Annotated in this window: 17 protein-coding genes and 1 pseudogene; 8 read left to right on the top strand and 10 right to left on the bottom strand. The window is 64.5% G+C overall.

The genetic code is table 11. From position 1 onward, the window contains the following. Positions 1–3: 3 nt before the first annotated feature. The 5 genes from RYL44_RS05020 to nrdF all read right to left on the bottom strand — a co-directional run bounded on the left by RYL44_RS05020 (position 4) and on the right by nrdF (position 5,272). Positions 4–1,383 (bottom strand): FtsW/RodA/SpoVE family cell cycle protein, encoded by a 1,380-nt coding sequence (locus RYL44_RS05020; RefSeq protein ID WP_073983811.1) that lies wholly within the window; start codon positions 1,381–1,383, stop codon positions 4–6. Continuing rightward, on the bottom strand, positions 1,383–2,678 hold the full coding sequence (locus RYL44_RS05015; protein ID WP_073983812.1) for a PP2C family protein-serine/threonine phosphatase: 1,296 nt from the start codon (positions 2,676–2,678) through the stop codon (positions 1,383–1,385). The genes RYL44_RS05020 and RYL44_RS05015 overlap by 1 nt, the downstream gene beginning before the upstream one ends. Before the next feature lies 1 nt (position 2,679). Further along, a complete protein-coding gene (locus RYL44_RS05010; RefSeq protein WP_073983813.1) occupies positions 2,680–3,180 on the bottom strand; it encodes an FHA domain-containing protein FhaB/FipA in 501 nt (166 codons plus the stop codon). Between the two features lie 4 nt (positions 3,181–3,184). Continuing rightward, complete coding sequence (locus RYL44_RS05005) at positions 3,185–3,886, bottom strand: FhaA domain-containing protein (RefSeq protein ID WP_073983814.1); 702 nt, start codon at positions 3,884–3,886, stop codon at positions 3,185–3,187. Between the two features lie 423 nt (positions 3,887–4,309). Next, complete coding sequence (gene nrdF, locus RYL44_RS05000; RefSeq protein ID WP_314975273.1) at positions 4,310–5,272, bottom strand: class 1b ribonucleoside-diphosphate reductase subunit beta; 963 nt, start codon at positions 5,270–5,272, stop codon at positions 4,310–4,312. 160 nt (positions 5,273–5,432) lie between these two features. Here nrdF and RYL44_RS04995 point away from each other — a divergent pair, with 160 nt between their 5' ends. After that, the gene (locus RYL44_RS04995) at positions 5,433–5,957 is read left to right on the top strand and encodes a hypothetical protein (protein WP_314975272.1); all 525 of its coding nucleotides are present in this window, start codon (positions 5,433–5,435) and stop codon (positions 5,955–5,957) included. 141 nt (positions 5,958–6,098) lie between these two features. Here RYL44_RS04995 and RYL44_RS04990 read toward each other — a convergent pair whose 3' ends face one another. The 4 genes from RYL44_RS04990 to RYL44_RS04975 all read right to left on the bottom strand — a co-directional run bounded on the left by RYL44_RS04990 (position 6,099) and on the right by RYL44_RS04975 (position 9,792). Beyond that, a complete protein-coding gene (locus RYL44_RS04990; protein WP_314804350.1) occupies positions 6,099–6,611 on the bottom strand; it encodes a peptidase S9 in 513 nt (170 codons plus the stop codon). A 30-nt stretch (positions 6,612–6,641) separates the two neighbouring features. Next, entirely contained in the window at positions 6,642–7,952 is a 1,311-nt protein-coding gene (locus tag RYL44_RS04985; protein WP_314975271.1) for an alpha/beta fold hydrolase, read from the bottom strand. 695 nt (positions 7,953–8,647) lie between these two features. Continuing rightward, a complete protein-coding gene (locus tag RYL44_RS04980; protein ID WP_314975270.1) occupies positions 8,648–8,971 on the bottom strand; it encodes a branched-chain amino acid transporter permease in 324 nt (107 codons plus the stop codon). Continuing rightward, positions 8,968–9,792, bottom strand: coding sequence for an AzlC family ABC transporter permease (locus RYL44_RS04975; protein ID WP_314975269.1), 825 nt, complete (start codon positions 9,790–9,792; stop codon positions 8,968–8,970). Before RYL44_RS04975 ends, RYL44_RS04980 begins: the two co-directional genes overlap by 4 nt. Positions 9,793–10,041: 249 nt before the next feature. Between RYL44_RS04975 and RYL44_RS04970 the strand changes: the two genes are divergently transcribed. The 4 genes from RYL44_RS04970 (at position 10,042) to RYL44_RS04955 (ending at position 13,174) form a co-directional block, all read left to right on the top strand. After that, a complete protein-coding gene (locus tag RYL44_RS04970) occupies positions 10,042–10,941 on the top strand; it encodes a cysteine ABC transporter substrate-binding protein (protein ID WP_314975268.1) in 900 nt (299 codons plus the stop codon). 85 nt (positions 10,942–11,026) lie between these two features. Further along, a complete protein-coding gene (locus RYL44_RS04965) occupies positions 11,027–11,686 on the top strand; it encodes an amino acid ABC transporter permease (protein WP_314975267.1) in 660 nt (219 codons plus the stop codon). Beyond that, entirely contained in the window at positions 11,667–12,344 is a 678-nt protein-coding gene (locus RYL44_RS04960; RefSeq protein ID WP_314975266.1) for an amino acid ABC transporter permease, read from the top strand. The genes RYL44_RS04965 and RYL44_RS04960 overlap by 20 nt, the downstream gene beginning before the upstream one ends. Continuing rightward, positions 12,332–13,174, top strand: a complete 843-nt coding sequence (locus RYL44_RS04955; protein WP_314975265.1) for an amino acid ABC transporter ATP-binding protein — start codon at positions 12,332–12,334, stop codon at positions 13,172–13,174. Before RYL44_RS04960 ends, RYL44_RS04955 begins: the two co-directional genes overlap by 13 nt. A gap of 1,043 nt (positions 13,175–14,217) precedes the next feature. Here the strand turns inward: RYL44_RS04955 and RYL44_RS04950 are convergent. After that, the gene (locus RYL44_RS04950; protein WP_314975264.1) at positions 14,218–15,339 is read right to left on the bottom strand and encodes a ribonuclease H family protein; all 1,122 of its coding nucleotides are present in this window, start codon (positions 15,337–15,339) and stop codon (positions 14,218–14,220) included. 132 nt (positions 15,340–15,471) lie between these two features. On the opposite strand from RYL44_RS04950, the gene RYL44_RS04945 reads away from it, so the two are divergent. The 3 genes and pseudogenes from RYL44_RS04945 to RYL44_RS04935 form a co-directional block, all read left to right on the top strand. Further along, positions 15,472–16,827 (top strand): hypothetical protein, encoded by a 1,356-nt coding sequence (locus RYL44_RS04945; RefSeq protein ID WP_314975263.1) that lies wholly within the window; start codon positions 15,472–15,474, stop codon positions 16,825–16,827. Positions 16,828–17,043: 216 nt separating this feature from the next. Continuing rightward, positions 17,044–17,766 carry a hypothetical protein gene (locus RYL44_RS04940; protein ID WP_314975262.1) on the top strand — a complete coding sequence of 241 codons (723 nt, stop codon included), beginning with the start codon at positions 17,044–17,046 and terminating at the stop codon, positions 17,764–17,766. A 10-nt stretch (positions 17,767–17,776) separates the two neighbouring features. After that, positions 17,777–18,158, top strand: a pseudogene (locus tag RYL44_RS04935) (hypothetical protein); the annotation flags it as partial.

The raw sequence follows: 18,158 nt of genomic DNA, 5'->3' as shown, positions 1-18,158 counted from the left end.
GCGCTACTCACCCACTCCTACGGCCGGCTGGATTCCCGAGTTCCACGGAGCCGGCGTCGAAGCGGGACGACGCGCGGCGTCGGAGACACGGATCAGCAAAGCAACGGTGATCCACGACGAGACCATCGAGGAACCACCAGCGGCCAGGAACGGTGCCGTCAGGCCGGTCAGCGGGATGATGCGCGTGATGCCACCAAGAACCACGAACAGCTGAATCGCCAGCGAAAAGCTCAGGCCGGTCGCCAGGAGCTTGCCGAAGCCGTCGCGTACCGTCAAGGCGGCACGCAGCCCACGCTGGATGAGGATCAGGTACAGGACGAGAATCGCAGCCATGCCCGTCAGGCCCAGCTCTTCGGCGAAAGACGAGAGGATGAAATCTGAGTTAGCCAGCGGGACAAGCTGTGGGTATCCGCGGCCCCACCCGGTGCCCATGAGGCCGCCGGACGCCTGGCCGAAGAGGCCCTGCACGAGCTGGTAGGAGCCGTTCTCGTAGACGTCGGGATCCAGGGCGCGCAGCCAGATGTTGAAGCGTGTCTGGACGTGGCTGAACGAGTGAACAGCGATGGCCACGGCGGGCACGAACAACGTAAAACCGATGACGAGCCAGGACACTCGGTTCGTGGCCACATACAGCATGGCGACGAACAGGCCGAAGAACAGCAGGGAGGTTCCCAGGTCGCGCTGGAGCACGAGGATGGCGATGCCGATCATCCACACCACCATGATCGGGCCGAGGTCGCGTCCGCGCGGCAGGCGCATGCCCAGGAACTTGCGTCCTCCGATGGCCAGGTTGTCGCGGTTCGTCACCAGGTAGCCCGCAAAGAAGATGGCCAGCGTGATCTTCACTAGCTCGCCCGGCTGAATCGAGACGGGTCCCAGGTGAATCCACACGCGCGCGCCGTAAGTCTCCTGGCCGAGGCCGGGGATCATGGGGAGCAGCAGCAGGAGAAGAGAGAGCACGCCGAAGGTGTAGGTGTAGTGGCGCGCCATCCGGTGGTCGCGCAGCATCACCAAAATGACGGCCGCGATGACGATCGCGATGCCCACGAACAACGCCTGCCGGAAACCAACCACGGCCTCGTCCCTGCGCGCGTACGACAGGTCGAGGCGATAGATCATCGCCAGACCCAACCCCGTGAGAGCTACCGCGACCGGCAGGATCACGGGGTCCGCGTAGGGGGCCAGGAAATGAACGCCGATCTCGCCGATGATGGCGAGCGCGACGAGCACGCCGACCTGTGGCAGTAGGTTCGCGGGAACCGCGCCCGTGTAGTTCAGGGAGGTGAGCACGTAGCCGGAAATGCCGACCGCGAGGGCCAGCACCATGAGGCCCAGCTCAAGGAAACGGCGCGGACGGGCGGGGGCGATCGAGACGGTTGCCATCAGGAGTTGCCTCCGCTCTGTGCGCCCGATTGCCCCTCACCCGACTGGGGGTTCTGGGCGCCGGACTGTTCGTGCGTAGGCGCTGGCGTCACCGCGGAGCGCTTCAGACCCGCGATGTAGGCGTCGATGTCCGCGCGCGTGGAGCGCAGGACCGGGGTTTCGAGGCGCTGCTGGTCGACGGGGGGCAGGTCGGACAGTGCGACGTCGGAGACCTCGATCGCGTGGGAGAGTTTCCACGGGCCGATCGACTGGGGGATGCCCTGGTAGATGACGACGTAGCCGTCCTGGCCGATCACGTAGTACTGGGTCTGCGTCCATTTCCACGACATCCAGGAGGCGGCGATCACCAGGACGGTGACGAGGGAGACGAATATGGGCGTCCACCAAGAGGAATGTGGTTTGAGTTCGAGGGGGGCGTCGCCGTCGTCAGTCACACCGCCCGAGGCCTTTGCTCCCAGAGCGGCCGCGCGGGCTGCCGCCCCTTCGCCTCCGCGTGACTTGGCGTTGCGGTCGATGGCTGCGGCGCCGACGATCTGCGGGGGCGCGGGCGGGTAGGTGCCGGCGGGGACGATGTCCGCGATGACGCAGGTGATGTTGTCTGGGCCGCCGGCCAGGAGGGCCAGGCGGATGAGTTCTTCTGCGCACTCGCCGGGGTCCTTGAAGTCGGCCATGACTTGGCCGATCGTCTCGGGGGAGACCAGGCCGGACAGGCCGTCGGAGCACAGCATCCAACGGTCGCCGACGACTGCGGTGCGGATGGTTTCGTCGGGTGCCACGTCCGCCTGTGCGTCGCCGAGGATTTTCAGCACCACGTTGCGGTTGGGGTGGTGTTCGGCTTCTTCGGGCGTGATCTGGCCGGTGTCGACCAGGTATTGGACGAATGAGTGGTCGGTCGTGACCTGCGTGAGGGTGTCGCCGCGCAGCACGTAGGCGCGCGAGTCGCCGATGTGGACCATGGCCAGGCGGTTGCCGGAGCGCATGAGGGCGATGCAGGTGGTGCCTAGGCCTTCGAGGTCGCGGTCGCGGCTGGAGCGGTCGGTGAGTTCCTCGTGTGCGTCGAGGAGTGCCTCTCGCAGGAGGGGCAGCATCGAGTCTGCGGGGTGTGAGTCCGTGTCGAGGGGTACCAGGTGCGCCAGGGCTACCGAGGACGCGATGTCGCCGCCGGCTGGTCCGCCCATGCCGTCGGCGAGGATCAGGAGGTTAGCGCCGGCGTAGCCGGAGTCCTGGTTGTTGGAGCGCACGAGGCCCACGTCGGAGCGGGCGGCGTAGTGGAATTGGACGGCTTTTGCTGACATGTCAACCCACCAATTCGAGCGTGGTCTGGCCGATGCGGATGATGTCGCCGACCTTGAGCTGGCGAGGGGTGTTTAAGCGCTCGTCGTCGATGAATGTTCCGTTTCGGCTGGAGAGGTCTTCGATCCACCAGCCGTCGGATTGGGGGGTGAGTGCTGCGTGGCGGCTGGACGCGTATTCGTCTTCGAGGACGAGGGTGCACGCTGGGGAGCGGCCGATGACGATGGGCGCTTCGCCTAGGGGCAGCATGGTGCCTACGAGGGGGCCTCCTGTGACGAGGAGGTCCTTGGGGGCCAGTGGGTTGGTGGAGGTGCGCTTCTTATCCTTGCGTTTGTTTCGCGAGGCTTTACGGCGTGAAGCGGCCTTGTCGCGTCCCTTGCCGCGCGGGGTGACCACGGTGCCGAAGATGTCGCGTCGCAGCGTGTTGACTGCCGCGAGCACGAGGAGCCAGAGCAGCACCAGGAACCCGATGCGGAAGACGGTAAATGCGAGGTCAGTGGTCACTTCATTAAACTCCGCTCTGGTCTGGGTGTGTCCAGAAGAGGATCTTGGTACGTCCGATGACGATCTGGTTGCCGTCGAGCAGGGTCGCTGCGTCGATCCGGTGGCCTTCAACGAAGGTCCCGTTGGTGGAACCCAGGTCGGTGGCGATCACTCCGGTGGGTGTGATGCGTAGTTCGAGGTGGCGGCGTGAGACGCCGGAGTCGTTGACGACGATGTCGGCTTCGGAGCCTCGTCCGATGACGGTGACGGGTTCTGTGAGGAGCCACTTTTCGCCGTCGACGTCGATGATCGGGTGTTCGGGGGATGCGGACGAGGCCGTGGCGGGGGCGGCGGGTCCTCGGCGGTTTTCGGCGTCGACCTTCAGGGTGCCGCTGGGTTCGGAGGCGTCGGCGATGAACTCGATGGTGACGGGTCCGAGGAGGGAGTAGCCGTTGGAGGCGGCGTGTTCGGTGGCCTGCTGGGCGAATTCGTCGGCGAGGACGTCGAGGGATGCCTCGAGGGAGGTGAGGTCTGTGCGCGAGGCGTAGACGGTGAAGTGGTTCGCGGCGATGATGCGTGAGGCGGAGACTTCTTGGACGGATTCGTCCATGGCGCGGCGGATCGCCGTGGTGATGTCCACGGGCTTGATCCCCGACCGGAACACGCGTGAGAAGGCGCCGTTGACGCCTCGCTCGACGGCGCTCTCGAAGCGGTCGAAGATACTCATAGTCGTGTTCTCCTCATTCCCCCGCGCGATGTGCGCGACGTACGTTGTGTGTGGAAGCGAGGCTGCTTCCGTTCCCAGTTTAGCCGCGATAATTAGTGTGGGTAACCCATCAGTCGTGATGTTCGTGTTGTCGGGAGGTGATTGTGCTCGCTGGCAAGGCGCGTCATGACGGGGAATACCGCGTCATGATGCGTCTGTGGCGACTGATGTAGATGTTGCGCGTGTGATATTAAGTGTGGTGGAGGATACAAAGTCTAAGAACGTCGTCTGGTGGTGACGACGGGCAGGCACGATCAGACTGCAAGCGCCACGACGGTGCCCCCCATGTATCGCGGATACTGAGCAGCCCGCGCCGACATCACGAGCGAGACCCCCGCGAACCGCGCCCGGGCCGCACCACCGGCGATCAGATGCCCGATCGGATCAGAAATCCCAGTCCTCGTCCTCCGTGTCCACGACCTCGCCCATCACGTAGGACGAGCCGGAACCGGAGAAGAAATCATGGTTCTCATCCGCGTTCGGACTCAAGGCCGCCAGAATAGCCGGGTTCACGTCAGTCGCGTCGTGCGGGAACAAGGCCTCATACCCCAGGTTCATGAGCGCCTTATTCGCGTTGTACCGCAGGAACTTCTTCACGTCCTCGGTCAGGCCCAGCGGATCGTACAGGTCCTCCGTGTACTGCTCCTCGTTCTCGTAGAGCTCGTACAGCAGCGAATACGTGTAGTCGCGCAGGTCATCCTGGCGCTCCTGGCTCGACTCGCCTACGGCCAGCTGGTACTTGTAGCCGATGTAGTAGCCGTGGACGGCCTCGTCGCGGATGATGAGACGAATCAGGTCAGCCGTGTTCGTCAGCTTCGCGTGCGAACTCCAGTACATGGGCGCGTAGAAACCCGAGTAGAACAGGAAAGACTCCAGCATCGTCGAGGCGACCTTACGCTTCTCCGCGTCGTCGCCGTCGTAGTACGACTTGACGATCTCAGCCTTCTTCTGCAGGGCCGCGTTCTCGTTCGACCAGCGGAAAGACTCATTAATCTCCTCCGTGGACAGCAGGGTGGAGAAGATCGACGAATAAGACTTCGCGTGCACCGACTCCATGAACGCGATGTTCGTGTAGACGGCCTCCTCGTGCGGGGTGCGCGCATCCGGGATCAGCGACACCGCGCCGACCGTGCCCTGAAGCGTATCCAGGAGGGTCAAGCCCGTGAACACGCGGTTCGTCATGAGCTGCTCGTCCTTGTTGAGGGTCTTCCAGCTCGGCAGGTCGTTGGAGAGCGGAATCTTCTCAGGCAGCCAGAAGTTGCCCGTCAGGCGATCCCAGACCTCAAGGTCCTTGTCGTCTTGGATCTTGTTCCAGTTGATGGCCTCGAACACGGGCTCGGTCGCCATGGGGGCTCCTCTAAGTGCGGTGTTGAACGGACGAGGCCGGGGTTGCCTCGCGCTGCTCCCTTCAGGATACCCGCGGGGTAGGCCCGGCGCGCTCACCCGGGGAGGTGCGTTTCGTGGACGCGCTCACGCAGGAGGGCACACGGGCACTATCGTATTCGCCATGACGACGCCCACATTCGCCGACGCCGACGCCGCGCAATGGGCCTTCCGTCTGGCCAACAAACTCAACCCCGACTGCGAGGAAGCGAAGCTCGCATACGACAGCCTGCTGCTCCCCCTCAGGGGCGCGGGACGCTCCTCCTACCAGATCGAAATCCAGCCCCCCGTCGCCGCCGCCTACCGCACCATGGTGCGCCGCGTGCGCGCCGTGGTGACCACAGCCGGGAAGTTCGCCGCCGCCTCCGGCGTGTGCTGCCTCCTCTTCTACGTGGGCGTCGCCCGATCCCTCTTCCCCGGCGCCCGCTGGGGGGTCTTCCTGCTCTACATCGCCTCCGTCGTCGGCGTTCGCGCCTACATGGCTGCCCAAATCTCCACGTTCAACCGAACCCTGCCGCGAGGCGTGCGCCTATCCTTCATGCGCCTCGGCGGACGATTCCCCGAGCTGCGCGCCAAGGCCATCGCCTGCGTGTACGCCGTCGTCATCGTCGGCTTCTTCCTCATCTGCATCATGAGCGGCATCAACTAGAGCCGCCCACCGCGCCCCGATGGGCGGCGTGCGAGCGCGCGGCAGGCATGCGGGCGCGCGGCAGGCTTGCGGGCGCCCCGAAACTGTGCCCAGGCCTCGTGCCGAGCGCAGGACGCCGAAAGCGCAGGACGCCGACTCTGACTATGCGCGCGGCGCGCAACACCCCTTGGCTTCCGCGACCAGCGTCGCAACGGTCGCGACCGCCTCCAAGGCCCCGAGAGCCAGCCCCTGCCTGGTATGAGCGAAACGGACGCCCGCAGCGCGGCGGCGCTCACCGCGGCGGAACAGCCACCGTTCCACGGCCACCGTCACAACCGCCGACCCGAGCCCAGCACCCGCAAGGACAGCCAATTCGCGTGGCTCCGCCTCGTTGACGCCATCAAGCGGATCATCCCACGACTCCGAAGGATTCGAACAATCCGTCTCATCGTCGTAGGGTGGCAGTTCGCCGTCCGGCGGCATCAGCGCGATAATCGACCAGCCGATCGCCCCCAGCAGCCCCGCCTTCATGACGCCCCGCAACGGGCGCGACCGCACAACATCGGGCAGCGCGTACCAGGCGAGCGTCGCTCCCGCACCGACCGCGAGGCCCGCCGCGCGCGTCGGAGTCAGCACCGCTGTCACGGGGCACGAACAAGTTTGAGGCGACGTCATAGTTAATCCTTTCATTTCGTGTCGCGCGGATCAATCCGCGAGCAGGTCAAGCAGGTGAGAGACGACCTTTCCGCCAGAATAGGCGGAACCGTCATGCTGGTATTCGTTCGTGATGTAGTGGCAGGCACCAATCAGATTGCCCGTATCCAGGGAGAGCTCGCGCGGCACGAACATGTCGTCGTAGTAGACGGCTGCCGCGACCGGCACCGTGTTCTGCGCCAGCACGTCCGGCAGGTACACGGGCGTGGCCTCCGTCGTCGACGCGAGGATCTGCGCGACGCCCTTCAGGGGCGCCAAGCCCGGGTCCTCGTCGAAGACGCGGCGCATGAAGTGCTCGCCCGTCAGGTAGAACGGCTCGCTGTCGTCGAGGGGGTCCGCGTCCTTCGCGAAGCCCGGGACCTCCTCGGCCAGGCGGTCCGCCGCCCAGAGGGTCGCCGTGCCTGCCAGGTCCGGCGTCGCGCACGCGTAGATGTACTCTTGGAACACCCCGTAAATCGGGGCCACGTCCACCTGCGCGCCGATGGCCGCCAGGAACTGGGAGGAGAGGCGGCGCTCGCCTCGAACCGACGTCCACGGGCCCTCGAGCAGGTAGTGCAGCTGGTCCGTGTTGCCCTGGCCGCCGAGCATCATGCCGATCATGCGCAGGCGGGTGGGGGAGAGGCGCTCGCCCGTCGGCAGCGTCTCCTCCGTGTCCGCCAGGTGCGCGCACAGCTCGCGCACCGTGCGCTCATCGCCCGGGTGGCGGCGGAAGTATGCGCGGTTGCGCGCCGCCGTGCGCTCATAGGTGAGGCGGTAGATGTCGTCCACGTGGACGAGGCCGGGCAGGCCTCCCGTGATCAGGCTCGCCTTCAGGCCCTGGGGGGCCAGCGACAGGTACGAGGTCGTGATGAAGCCGCCGAACGACTGGCCGAGCGTCGTCCACGGGTCATCCCCGCACAGCTCGCGGCGCAGCGCCTCCGCGTCGTAGACGATCTGGTCCTGGCGGAAGTAGCGCAGGTACGCGGCCTTGTCCTCGTCCGTGGCCAGGTGGGAGAGCGCCTGGGCGTCCATGCGCGTGGACTGGCCCGTGCCTCGTTGGTCGAGGAGCACCACGCGGTAGTCCTGCAGGAGACGGTTCATCCACCCGCCGGTAAACGTGCCGAAACGCGGGCTCGGGTAGCCCGGGCCGCCCTGCAGGAACACCGCGTAGGGGGAGTCCTCGTGGCCCTTGCGCACGACCTCGCGTGCGAAGACCTCGATCGTGGGGTTGTCCTGGCCGATCGGGCGCAGGTGATCGAGGGGGACCTGAAGGCGATGCTCGTAGACCGTGTGTCCGTGGTGCAGGTACGACTCTGTGTGCATGGGCACAATGGTAGCGGTTTTGCCGCCGTGCGTTGTGCCCGTTTGTTGTCGGGCGGCATTCGGGCGGGGCGGCTTGCTGCGGGAGCCCAGTTGTGGCTGTCGATCAGCGATGTCGCACGTAATTCCCCCGCGAGTATTTCAGACTTTGAAATCACATCGTTGGGATTGCAACGTTTGTGGGATGTCTCGAAAAATGACCAAGTTAAATTACGTGCGACTTTTAGGGGGCGCGGGGTTGGGGTGTGGTGTCTATCTGCTCGAGCCCTTCGGTGCCTTCCGCTCGGGCTGTGCGTGGTGGCAGCCTATCCCGCATGGTTCCCCAGCAATGTCGCACGTAATTCCCCCGCGAGTATTTCAGACTTTGAAATCACATCGTTGGGATTGCAACGTTTGTGGCGAATGTTGAAAGTTCAGGCAATCGAATTGCGTGCGATATTTTTCTGGCGCTGGGCTCGAAGCTTGGCCGGGCCCAGCCGACACCCACTGGCGTCGCAGCTGGGTCCTCCCGCCGCGCGTTCTCGTCGGGACTCCAGTGGGGGCCTGTCGCGGCAGCCTATCCCGCATGGTTCCCCAACAATGTCGCACGTAATTCCCCCGCGAGTATTTCAGACTTTGAAATCACATCGTTGGGATTGCAACGTTTGTGGGATGTCTCGAAAAATGACCAAGTTAAATTACGTGCGACTTTGGGGGGCTCAGAGCCAGTTCAGCAGCGCGATGTAACAGACCGTACCAGCTCCGACGCTCCACAGGAGCTTGCGACCGCTGAACAGGTGCACCGCGACGGTTACGCCCGTGGCCAGCGCCGCCCACCAGCGCCCGCCCGCCTGCGCGCCCTGGGACAGCGTCGACAGGACCAGGATCGCCATGATGCCCGGCGGCATCCACACGGCCATGTCCTCGACGAAGCGAGAGTCGCGCAGCGGCTCCAGGATCTTGAACGGCAGCGCGCGCAGCGTGAAGTCGATGACGAAGACGATCAGGAGGATCCCCAACAGATAGGGCAGGGACGGCGTCACAAGGCCTCCTCGGGCCTTGCCTCGGATGCGCCCGCCTCGGATGCGCCAGCGTCACCCGCGCCCGCCTCGGGCGTATCACCCGAGTGCAGGGGATCGGGAGAGCCGAGGACGCCTCGGCGATGGAGAACGTGGCGCACCGCCAAGCAAGCGACGAAAAGGAGGAGCGCGACGAGGAGGTGCTGGCCCGGCGCCACCATAGCCACCGCGAAGGATGCGCCTGCCAGGAGGATCGAGGGCACTTCGCGTCTCGTGCGCGCCGCGTCCAGCGTGAGCGTGATGAACAAGGCCGTGAGCGCGAAGTCCAATCCTTCAATCTGCGTGGGAATCAGAGACCCGGCGAGCACGCCCACCACGCCAGACGTGATCCATGTCAGGTGCAAACAGACCTGCGCGGCTAACAGGCGGGGCTTCGTCCACCCGTTCGGGCGCGCGGATGTCAGAGCGTATGCCTCGTCGACCAGAGCGTATATCGAGAACAACCGTGCGACGCGTCCCTCGATCATGTGCAGCGGAAATGAGAATGCGTAGAACAGGTGGCGGAAGTTCACCAGCAGCATTGTGACAGCGATAACTGCTAAGGGTGTGTTCTGTGCGGCCAGGGTGACGACGAGCAGTTCCGCCGACCCCGAGTAGGCGGCCAGCGACAGGGCGGGCGCCATCCACCACGGCAAGCCCAGCTGCATAACCAGAACGCCGTATGCCAGGCCAAGGGGGATATATCCCGCGGCCACGGGCGCCGTGATGCGCAGACCCTCGAGGATCTCGCGGCGGGTAGGGCTAGCCGGCACAGGGAGATTCGTCGTGCGCGGTAGCTTGGGCATGGGAGCAATTTTCGCGCGCCGATCCATCCAATTGCGAGCGGGCGCACCTTAGCGTGATGACTTCCACGTTTTGTTGGGCCCTTGGTCCCGTCCCGGATTTCCGCGGTTTGTCACCGCGCTCGTTTGTCACATAGTTCCAAAACGGGAAACACCCCTCGCAAATGCGCGCTAGCGGTGGAAGCATCGACACCGACGCCGAGGACGAACGCCCCGGCGTCGTTCATTCAAACCCGCAGATCAGGAGCCATCATGAGCGCCGCTCACGCACGCAAGAAGCCATTCCTCCGACTCGCCACGGCCGCCGTCGCCATGGTCGCAGCCCTCGGCATGGCCGCATGCTCCGGCGGCGCGGGCTCCGCCTCGTCCTCCTCGGGCGCGCAGGTCGGAGACCGCACCCCCGAGCAGATCCAGGAAGCCGGCGAAATCGTCATCGGCATCTTCTCCGACAAGGCCCCCTTCGGCTACATCGACGCCGACGGCAAGCCCGCCGGATACGACGTCGTCTACGGCGACCGCATCGCCGCCGACCTGGGCGTCACCGCCAAGTACGTCCCCGTCGACGCCGCCGCCCGCACCGAGGTCCTCGCCTCCAACAAGGTCGACATCACCCTCGCGAACTTTACCGTCACGCCCGAGCGCGCCGAAAAGGTCGACTTCGCGAACCCCTACTTCAAGGTCTCCCTCGGCGTCGTCTCGCCCACCTCGGCTGAAATCACCGACGTGAGCCAGCTGGCCGGCAAGACCCTCATCGTCACCAAGGGCACGACCGCCGAAGCCTACTTCGAGGCCAACCACCCCGAGGTCAAGCTCCAGAAGTATGACCAGTACTCCGACGCCTACCAGGCCCTCGAGGACGGCCGCGGCGACGCCTTCTCCACCGACAACACCGAGGTCATCGCCTGGGCGATCGCGCACCCCGGCTTCAGCGTCGGCATCAAGAGCCTGGGCGAGACCAGCTACATCGCGGCCGCCGTCAAGAAGGGCAACACCGCCCTCCTCGACTGGCTGAACAACGAACTCGTGGACCTCGGCAAGGAGAACTTCTTCCACAAGGACTACGAGCAGACCCTCGCCCCCGTCTACGGTGACGCCGCGACCCCCGACGACCTGGTCGTCGAAGGCGGCCAGGACACCACCTCCACCAACTAATACGGGTACGAGGCCGTGGCCCCCTGACGGGTCCCGCCGCGGGTGATCGCCTGGCGCGGCCACGGCCTCGTCCCAGACTTCGCTTATGAATCTTGAGATCCTGGCGCGATACGCGCCCATGTACGTTGACGCCGCCATCCTCACCCTGAGGATCGCGGCCATCGGCATCGTCGGCTCCCTCGCCCTCGGCCTGCTCGTGGCCGCGATCCGGCACTACCGGATCCCGATCGCCTCCCAGATCGGCGCCGCCTACGTCGAGCTGTCGCGTAACACGCCGCTGCTCGTGCAGCTGTTCTTCATCTACTTCGGCCTGCCGCGCGTGGGCATCAAGTGGAGCGGCGAGACCTGCGCGATCGTCGGCCTGATCTTCCTGGGCGGCGCCTACATGGCGGAGGCCCTGCGTTCCGGCCTCGACTCGATCGCCACCATCCAGTGGGAGTCAGCCTCCGCGCTCGGCCTCACGCGCACGCAGACGCTGCGCCACGTCGCCCTGCCGCAGGCCATCGCGACCTCCGTGCCGCCGCTGGCCGCCAACGTCATCTTCCTCATCAAGGAAACTTCCGTCGTCTCGGTCGTCGCGCTGCCCGACCTCGTGTACGTCGCGAAAGACCTCATCGGCATGTCCTACAACACCTCCGAAGCGCTGGTCCTCCTGGTCCTCGCCTACCTGGTGATCCTCCTGCCCGTGTCCATCGCGGCCCGACTGATCGAAAAGAAGGTGCGCCGTGGCGGATTTGGGAATTAACGTCATCTTCGAAGGCCGCAACCTCGTGCGTATCCTCGAGGGCTTGGGCGTCACCGTCGGCATCTCCGCGCTGTCCGTCGTGCTGTCCCTGATCCTCGGCGTGTTCGTGGGCCTCGGCATGCGCTCGCGCTGGCGAGCCCTGCGCTGGCTCATGCAGCTTTACCTCGAGTTCGTGCGCATCATGCCCCAGCTCGTCCTCCTGTTCGTCGCCTACTTCGGGCTCACGCGCGTCGCGGGGATCAACCTGAACGGCATCACCGCGTCCGTCCTCGTCTTCACCCTGTGGGGCGGCGCCGAAATGGGTGACCTCGTGCGAGGCGCGCTCATCTCGATCCCGCGCCACCAGTACGAGTCCGCGTCCGCCCTGGGGCTCACCCCGAGGCAGACCATGCGCCGCGTCATCCTGCCGCAAACCCTGCGCGCCCTCGCGCCCCCGGCCGTCAACCTCATCACCCGCATGATCAAGACGACGTCCCTCGTCGTCCTCATCGGCGTCGTCGAAGTCCTCAAAGTCGGACAGCAGATCATCGACGCCAACCGCTTCAACTACCCGACCGCCTCGCTGTGGATCTACGGCCTGATCTTCGCGCTGTACTTCCTCATCTGCTGGCCCATCTCGCTCCTCTCACGCCACATGGAGAAAACATGGCAGAACTGACCTCCGACCCGCAGGAACGCCTCGCCGACGCCCCGACCGCCGCCCTCTCGCCCGAGCGCGCCACGGCCTCGTCTCCGAACACCCCGCAGCTGCGCCTCGTCGACCTCGACAAGACCTACCCCGGCGGGCACCACGCCCTGCGCGGCGTCTCCCTCGACGTCGCCGACGGTGAAGTCGTCGTCATCATCGGCCCCTCCGGCTGCGGCAAGTCCACGCTCCTGCGCACCATCAACGGCCTCGAGCCCATCAACTCCGGGCAGATCATCTTCGACGGGACCGACCTGGCCGCGCCCGGCGTCTCCTGGCCCGAGGTGCGCCGCCGCATCGGCATGGTCTTCCAGTCCTACGAGCTCTTCCCCCACCTGACCGTCATGGGGAACCTGACGCTCGCCCCCGGCCTCGTCGCGGGAGAATCGCGCGCCGACGCGAGCGCGCGGGCACTCAAACTGCTCGAGCGCGTCGGCCTGGCGGACCGCGCCGACGACTACCCGCGCCAGCTCTCCGGCGGCCAGCGCCAGCGCGTCGCCATCGTGCGCGCCCTCATGATGAACCCCGAGATCCTCCTCCTCGACGAGGTCACCGCCTCCCTCGACCCGGAGATGGTGCGCGAGGTCCTCGACGTCGTCCTCGAGCTGGCGCGCACCGGCATGACGATGCTCATCGTCACCCACGAGATGGGCTTCGCCCGCGCGATCGCCGACCGCATCGTCTTCATGGACGAGGGACGCATCGTCGAGGTCGACCCGCCGCGCAAGTTCTTCGCGGACCCGTCCTCGGATCGCGCGCGCAAGTTCCTCGACATCTTCAGCTTTGAGGGCGCCAAGCTGTAAGCGCGTCGTGGCTCCTCGCGGAGGGGTCTGAGCGGGGGCGCAGGCCGGTGGTTTGCGCCCCCGTTGCTGTGCTTGTTGCTGTGTGCCCCGGCTGTTTTCCGGGCGCCGGAGGGGTTGACGTTGCCGGGCCGGGCTGCTTGGTGCGCCGTGGGCGGCGGCCCGCCCGCGAGATCGCCACACGCGAGCCTAAAGGCTCGGAGTGATCGATCTCGAAGCCCGGCCAGGCCTTGCCGCCGCCCACGGGCGCCGCAGCCTGGATTAGCAGTCGCGCGGCGCTCTCCACACAGCAGGGGATCGGCGCGTCTGGACATTTCCTGATTCAGCTCGACCCGGCGGCGTCCTTCGTGCAGTTTGCTTGTGATGGTGGCATCGATTGACCTGCAGATGCCGCGTTTGTTCTTGTTGATTGGGGCACTGCCACTGATCGGGTGTAGCGCTAAGTCACGGGCGAAGTGCCCCTTGTGGCGCTGACTGGGGGAGGTTGGAGAGATACTCGGCTCGCCGCTGCCGTTCGCCGGCATCATGACCAGATCGCGTGGCGGTCTTCTGGTGGGTGTGGCTGCGTGTCCTGGATAGGAGGTTGAGTTCTGGATAGGAAAAGGCTATGCGGATAGGTTACGAGGATCCGGATACCTTAATAACCTATCCGCGTGCGCATAACCTATCCGCATCGTCGTAACCTATCCGCATGAGGTGCACTCGGCCGACTGGAGCTCCAGGGGGGACGCGTGCACTGGCTGTCAAGAAGCAACCTATCCGCGTCGCGGCCACGGCCATGGAGCGGTTTCCCAACAATGTCGCACGTAATTTCCCTGTCAATCTTTCAGTAATTGAAATATGGTTGTTGCAATTCCAACGTTTCTGGGCGTAGGCGAAAACTGACCGGAGGAAATTACGTGCGAGATTGCAAGAGAGGGTTGTACGTACCGCGCATGACCGCGAAGTAGTGCCCCGCGGGATTATTCGACGCACCCTGTACCTGCAAGCTGTGTCCGCCCGCGAATGCACGCCCGCCGAGTTCGCCCACGACATGACGCCCCGGCTCAGCCGATCAGCGTCGACTGGTGGTGCACCATGACCAGGCACGCGTCCCCAGAGGTCGCCGGCGCCCACACGCTGGATTCCAGCGACGCGCCGCCCTCCCAGCGCACCCGGTAGCGCGTCAGGAACGCCCCGCCCAGGTCGTGCGCGTCGATGCGGCCGATAGCTGGGGAGGCGGGCGAGGACCCCGCCAGCGTCGTGGTCGCCGCGCCACCCGGCCAGATGCGCGTCGTGCGCTCGTCGGTCATGGCCGCCAGCGCCTCCTCGTCGCCGCCGGTCCACGCCAGGATGAACTCGCGCTCGCGGGCGATCGCGTCCTCGGTGGTCGGAGCGCTCACGGACGAGGCCGGGGCCGCCTCCGCTGGTTCGCGAGCCTCTGTGGGTGCGGAGAAAACGCTGGGGTGAGAACGGAAAGTCGATGTCGTGGCTCCGTCGGTGGAGGCGGCGTGTGAAGCGGACGTAGACGTCGGTGCGGTCGCGGTTTCCTCCGCGTGTTCGCTCGGGCGCGTGGGCGCAGCGGCGGCCTTGTCGGCCTCGGCGTGACGCTTTCCGGCAGGTGTGCTCGCGCCGGACTCCACAGCGTCGTGCGGTTCAACGGCCGCGGACGCGGAGGCGGCGCCCCCGGACGCCTGGCCCGCGGACGCAGCGCCGCGTGACGAGCCGCCCCCGAATCCCGGTCCCGGCTCGGGCGTGCGCCCAGCCTGGTAGGCCTCGGCGCACGCGCGCGCGAGGTCGTCGGCGCGCTCGTTCATGCGGTGCCCGGCGTGGCCTTTGACCCACTCGAAGGTGACGCGTCGCCCTTCCATGGCGCGGTCGATCTCCTGGATGAGCTCCAGGTTCTTGATGGGCTTCTTGTCGGCTTTCGTCCAGCCGCGTTTCTTCCAGCCGAGCCGCCACTTGGACACGACGTTGATCGCGTACTGCGAGTCGGCGAGGATGTGCAGCTCTTCGTCGGTGTCGGCGGTGGCCTGAAGCAGGCGCAGGATGGCGGTCAGCTCACCCAGGTTGTTGGTGCCCGTCGGCCAGCCGCCCGCGTCCCACGTGTCCTCGTCCACGTACCAGGCCCACCCTGCGGGCCCGGGATTGCCGAGGGAAGAACCGTCTGCCGCCGCCGTAATCGTCATGCTCTCATCCTATCGGCATCGCGCTTCCCTGATCGGAAAGGGGGTACGAGGCCGGGGCCGCCTCGGCCTCGTCCTCTACACTCTGGGGGTGGGCGTGGAAGCGCCCTTAGCCGCATAGACGAGGATGAATCGATGATGAACGCTAACGCCACCGGCTCGCTGCCGACGGAGACGCAGGCGCGACGACGCGGTCTCCTGTTGAGTTCGAGGGGCGCACGCCGGTGCGGCATTGTTGCGGCGGCTCTGTCGGCGGCTGTGCTCCTGTCGAGCTGCGAGGCGTATGTTGCTCCGACGAGCACGCCGGTCGACAAGCTGAGCACGGGGGATGCTGTGATGGCTGTGTGGATGCGTGAGGGACGGTCGGTGTCGGGCCTCGGAAAGCCAACCTACGATAGTGGGATCGGGCTCCTTGACGAGGAGGGTAACGTTGACCTGAGTTTTATCGATGAGAGGACTGTGGGGGACTTGGCGTGGACTAAGCGTGGCCTCTCCTACAGTGAAGAAAACAATGAGTTTCTGACAACGGCGAGTGGAACACAACGTATCCCGCGCCCGGCTGATCGGTCGTTGGAATATAAGCGCTATGAGCTCCCCGATGGGCGAATCGCGGTCCTTAGCGCGTCGCGGAACTGGGGTTATCGGGTCGATACCATTGAGCTCGATGGAACCATAACAAGCGCGGAAACACGGGACACAAAAGGGGATGTTGGACTGTGCGGTGCGCGGGTTCTGGCGATCACCGACACCGAGGAATCCGAAAGCATCGAGGCCTCTGCCCACGAGGCCTATACGCCTCAGTCGGGTGACCCTGTGAATCCGGAGAAACTCGCGGCTGTCGTGCAATTGGATGATCCCGTCGACGATGCGCCCAGAGTCCTCGCCACCGCACCGATGATTGAGGGATTGAAATCAGGGCAATTCATGTTCGCCTGCGAGGGGGATGTCATCACGCTGCCGAGCATGGTGCAGGACGATCCTGCCGCTGCTCGTGACTTTGGCATGATGGCAACGACTGGCCCCATGGTTCTGCAGCGCTGGGACCTGTCGACGGGGCAGCGCACGGTGATCCCTGTCCTCGATGAGAATGGCGATGAGATCACGCTGAGCAACGATCTGACGATCTTCGGCTATCAGGCGATTCAGGTTGGAGACGAGTACAGGTTCATCAGTAGTAGGGGCCATGCCTTCACGGTCAATCTCAGGAGCGGTCAGGCCCGTCACCTCTTCACTATCCCTGCGGAGACCGTGTCGCATCCGACTTTATTCCAGGTGACTGAGACAGGCGCCTACGCGCTTGAAGATCGCTACCGCGAGCACGTCGTCACGCTCTCCTACCAGCCGTGGGATGGGGGAGAGCTCCGCGAGGTCTTCACAACGAATAAGCTGGAGAAGTATCTGCGGACGTCGGGCGGATTCTTGTCGTCGGGCCATGAGCGAGAGATCGAATCCTTTGCCCTGCGTCCGGGCTGGGACGGTGGCGCACAGTAACGCGAGATCCCTGTCCGCTCCGCTCGTCTGGGAGGGACGAGGCCGGTAACGCCTCGTGGTCGGTGTGCCGGATGGGTGTCATAGTTGTGCATGCAGCGTACGCCGGGTTGCTTGTCAGTTCTGGTAAACCGTTGAACTGTAGCCACAGAATGCTGTACACTTTTCTTACGGTGCTGATTGTATCGTTCGTTTCAATGGTGAAATTGGATGAGGATCATGAGCTACAAATCGAGATTTTTTGCGATGGTGGCCGCTGCTTTGCTGGTTGTGTCTCTCCCATCTGCTGGGTATGCCGCTGGGCAGACTGAGGAGGAGCTTGCGCATCAGATCCAGGAATATGTACCGGGTGTGGGCGTCGATGACATCCTCGCAGGCGCGCACGCGTGGTCGGCTGAGTCAGGACAGGATGTGCGTACTGTGCTTGTAGAGGCTCTGGAACAGGCTCGTGACAATCAGATCGTTCAACGCAGGTCGGGGATTTCGGAGCGTGGATCAGGTGCTCGGGATACTGAGCTGCGTAAGTCGGACTACAAAGGTGACGTATTCTATGAGCCTGTGTGGCCAGCCGGGCACGTAGGTATTTTTGGTGGGAATGACTGGATTGTCGAAGCGCCCGGTCTGGGCCAGGTGTCGCATTGGAAATGGGTGTGGGATAAAAGGGTCCTCTCGGGGACACGGTATTTTTACTACCATGTGTCGCAGGCAACTCAGGATGCGGCTGCTGACTACGCCTATAATAACCTTCTTGAGCGTCCCTATAGCATTAACTTTGCTGTGAACAAAGGAATGAATCCTCATCGATTGAATTGTTCGCAGCTGGTCTGGTTTGCCTATATGAGGGCGACGGGGACTGATATTGATGGCAATGGTGGCATGGGAGTTTATCCCAAGGATCTTACTGTTGGGTCATTACCCTATAATTACAAGACTATTTGGTAAAATGCCAATGGTGAAAAATGCGGTAACGTGCATGGTGATCGCTCTTACGGCGTTACTGTGTGTGTCGTGTTCAGCAGGTGGGGATATTCGTGTTGTCTCGATTGAGCAAGTCAGTCCGGGCGAAGCGAACATCGTCGTGCGCATCAGCAATGGAGACTCGGTAGATAAGACAGGTTATCGCGTGCGTGAAGGTTATATCGCCTTCCTGCATGATGATGGGACTGGAATTGTCGGTACCGCAGGTGCCATGGAGGGGGCATCTGTTCTCTGGTCGCCTCGTGGTGTCACATACGGGACCGAGACCTATGAGTACCTCACGACGGATGAGGGGACAACACGTTTCACGCGTGAAACATCGAAACCATACGAGCTGCAGCGCTACGAGTTTCCGA

The organism is Actinomyces bouchesdurhonensis (assembly GCF_963540955.1).
Lineage (GTDB): Bacteria > Actinomycetota > Actinomycetes > Actinomycetales > Actinomycetaceae > Pauljensenia > Pauljensenia bouchesdurhonensis.
This window is presented reverse-complemented; position numbering and strand designations above follow the sequence as displayed.

Bases quoted from the DNA above. Each gene is read 5' to 3' on its own strand.
- RYL44_RS05020 (WP_073983811.1), bottom strand. From the start codon at position 1,383: ATGGCAACCGTCTCGATCGCCCCCGCCCGTCCGCGCCGTTTCCTTGAG.
- RYL44_RS05015 (WP_073983812.1), bottom strand. From the start codon at position 2,678: ATGTCAGCAAAAGCCGTCCAATTCCACTACGCCGCCCGCTCCGACGTG.
- RYL44_RS05005 (WP_073983814.1), bottom strand. From the start codon at position 3,886: ATGAGTATCTTCGACCGCTTCGAGAGCGCCGTCGAGCGAGGCGTCAAC.
- nrdF (WP_314975273.1), bottom strand. From the start codon at position 5,272: ATGGCGACCGAGCCCGTGTTCGAGGCCATCAACTGGAACAAGATCCAA.
- RYL44_RS04995 (WP_314975272.1), top strand. From the start codon at position 5,433: ATGACGACGCCCACATTCGCCGACGCCGACGCCGCGCAATGGGCCTTC.
- RYL44_RS04990 (WP_314804350.1), bottom strand. From the start codon at position 6,611: ATGACGTCGCCTCAAACTTGTTCGTGCCCCGTGACAGCGGTGCTGACT.
- RYL44_RS04985 (WP_314975271.1), bottom strand. From the start codon at position 7,952: ATGCACACAGAGTCGTACCTGCACCACGGACACACGGTCTACGAGCAT.
- RYL44_RS04975 (WP_314975269.1), bottom strand. From the start codon at position 9,792: ATGCCCAAGCTACCGCGCACGACGAATCTCCCTGTGCCGGCTAGCCCT.
- RYL44_RS04970 (WP_314975268.1), top strand. From the start codon at position 10,042: ATGAGCGCCGCTCACGCACGCAAGAAGCCATTCCTCCGACTCGCCACG.
- RYL44_RS04965 (WP_314975267.1), top strand. From the start codon at position 11,027: ATGAATCTTGAGATCCTGGCGCGATACGCGCCCATGTACGTTGACGCC.
- RYL44_RS04955 (WP_314975265.1), top strand. From the start codon at position 12,332: ATGGCAGAACTGACCTCCGACCCGCAGGAACGCCTCGCCGACGCCCCG.
- RYL44_RS04950 (WP_314975264.1), bottom strand. From the start codon at position 15,339: ATGACGATTACGGCGGCGGCAGACGGTTCTTCCCTCGGCAATCCCGGG.
- RYL44_RS04945 (WP_314975263.1), top strand. From the start codon at position 15,472: ATGATGAACGCTAACGCCACCGGCTCGCTGCCGACGGAGACGCAGGCG.
- RYL44_RS04940 (WP_314975262.1), top strand. From the start codon at position 17,044: ATGAGCTACAAATCGAGATTTTTTGCGATGGTGGCCGCTGCTTTGCTG.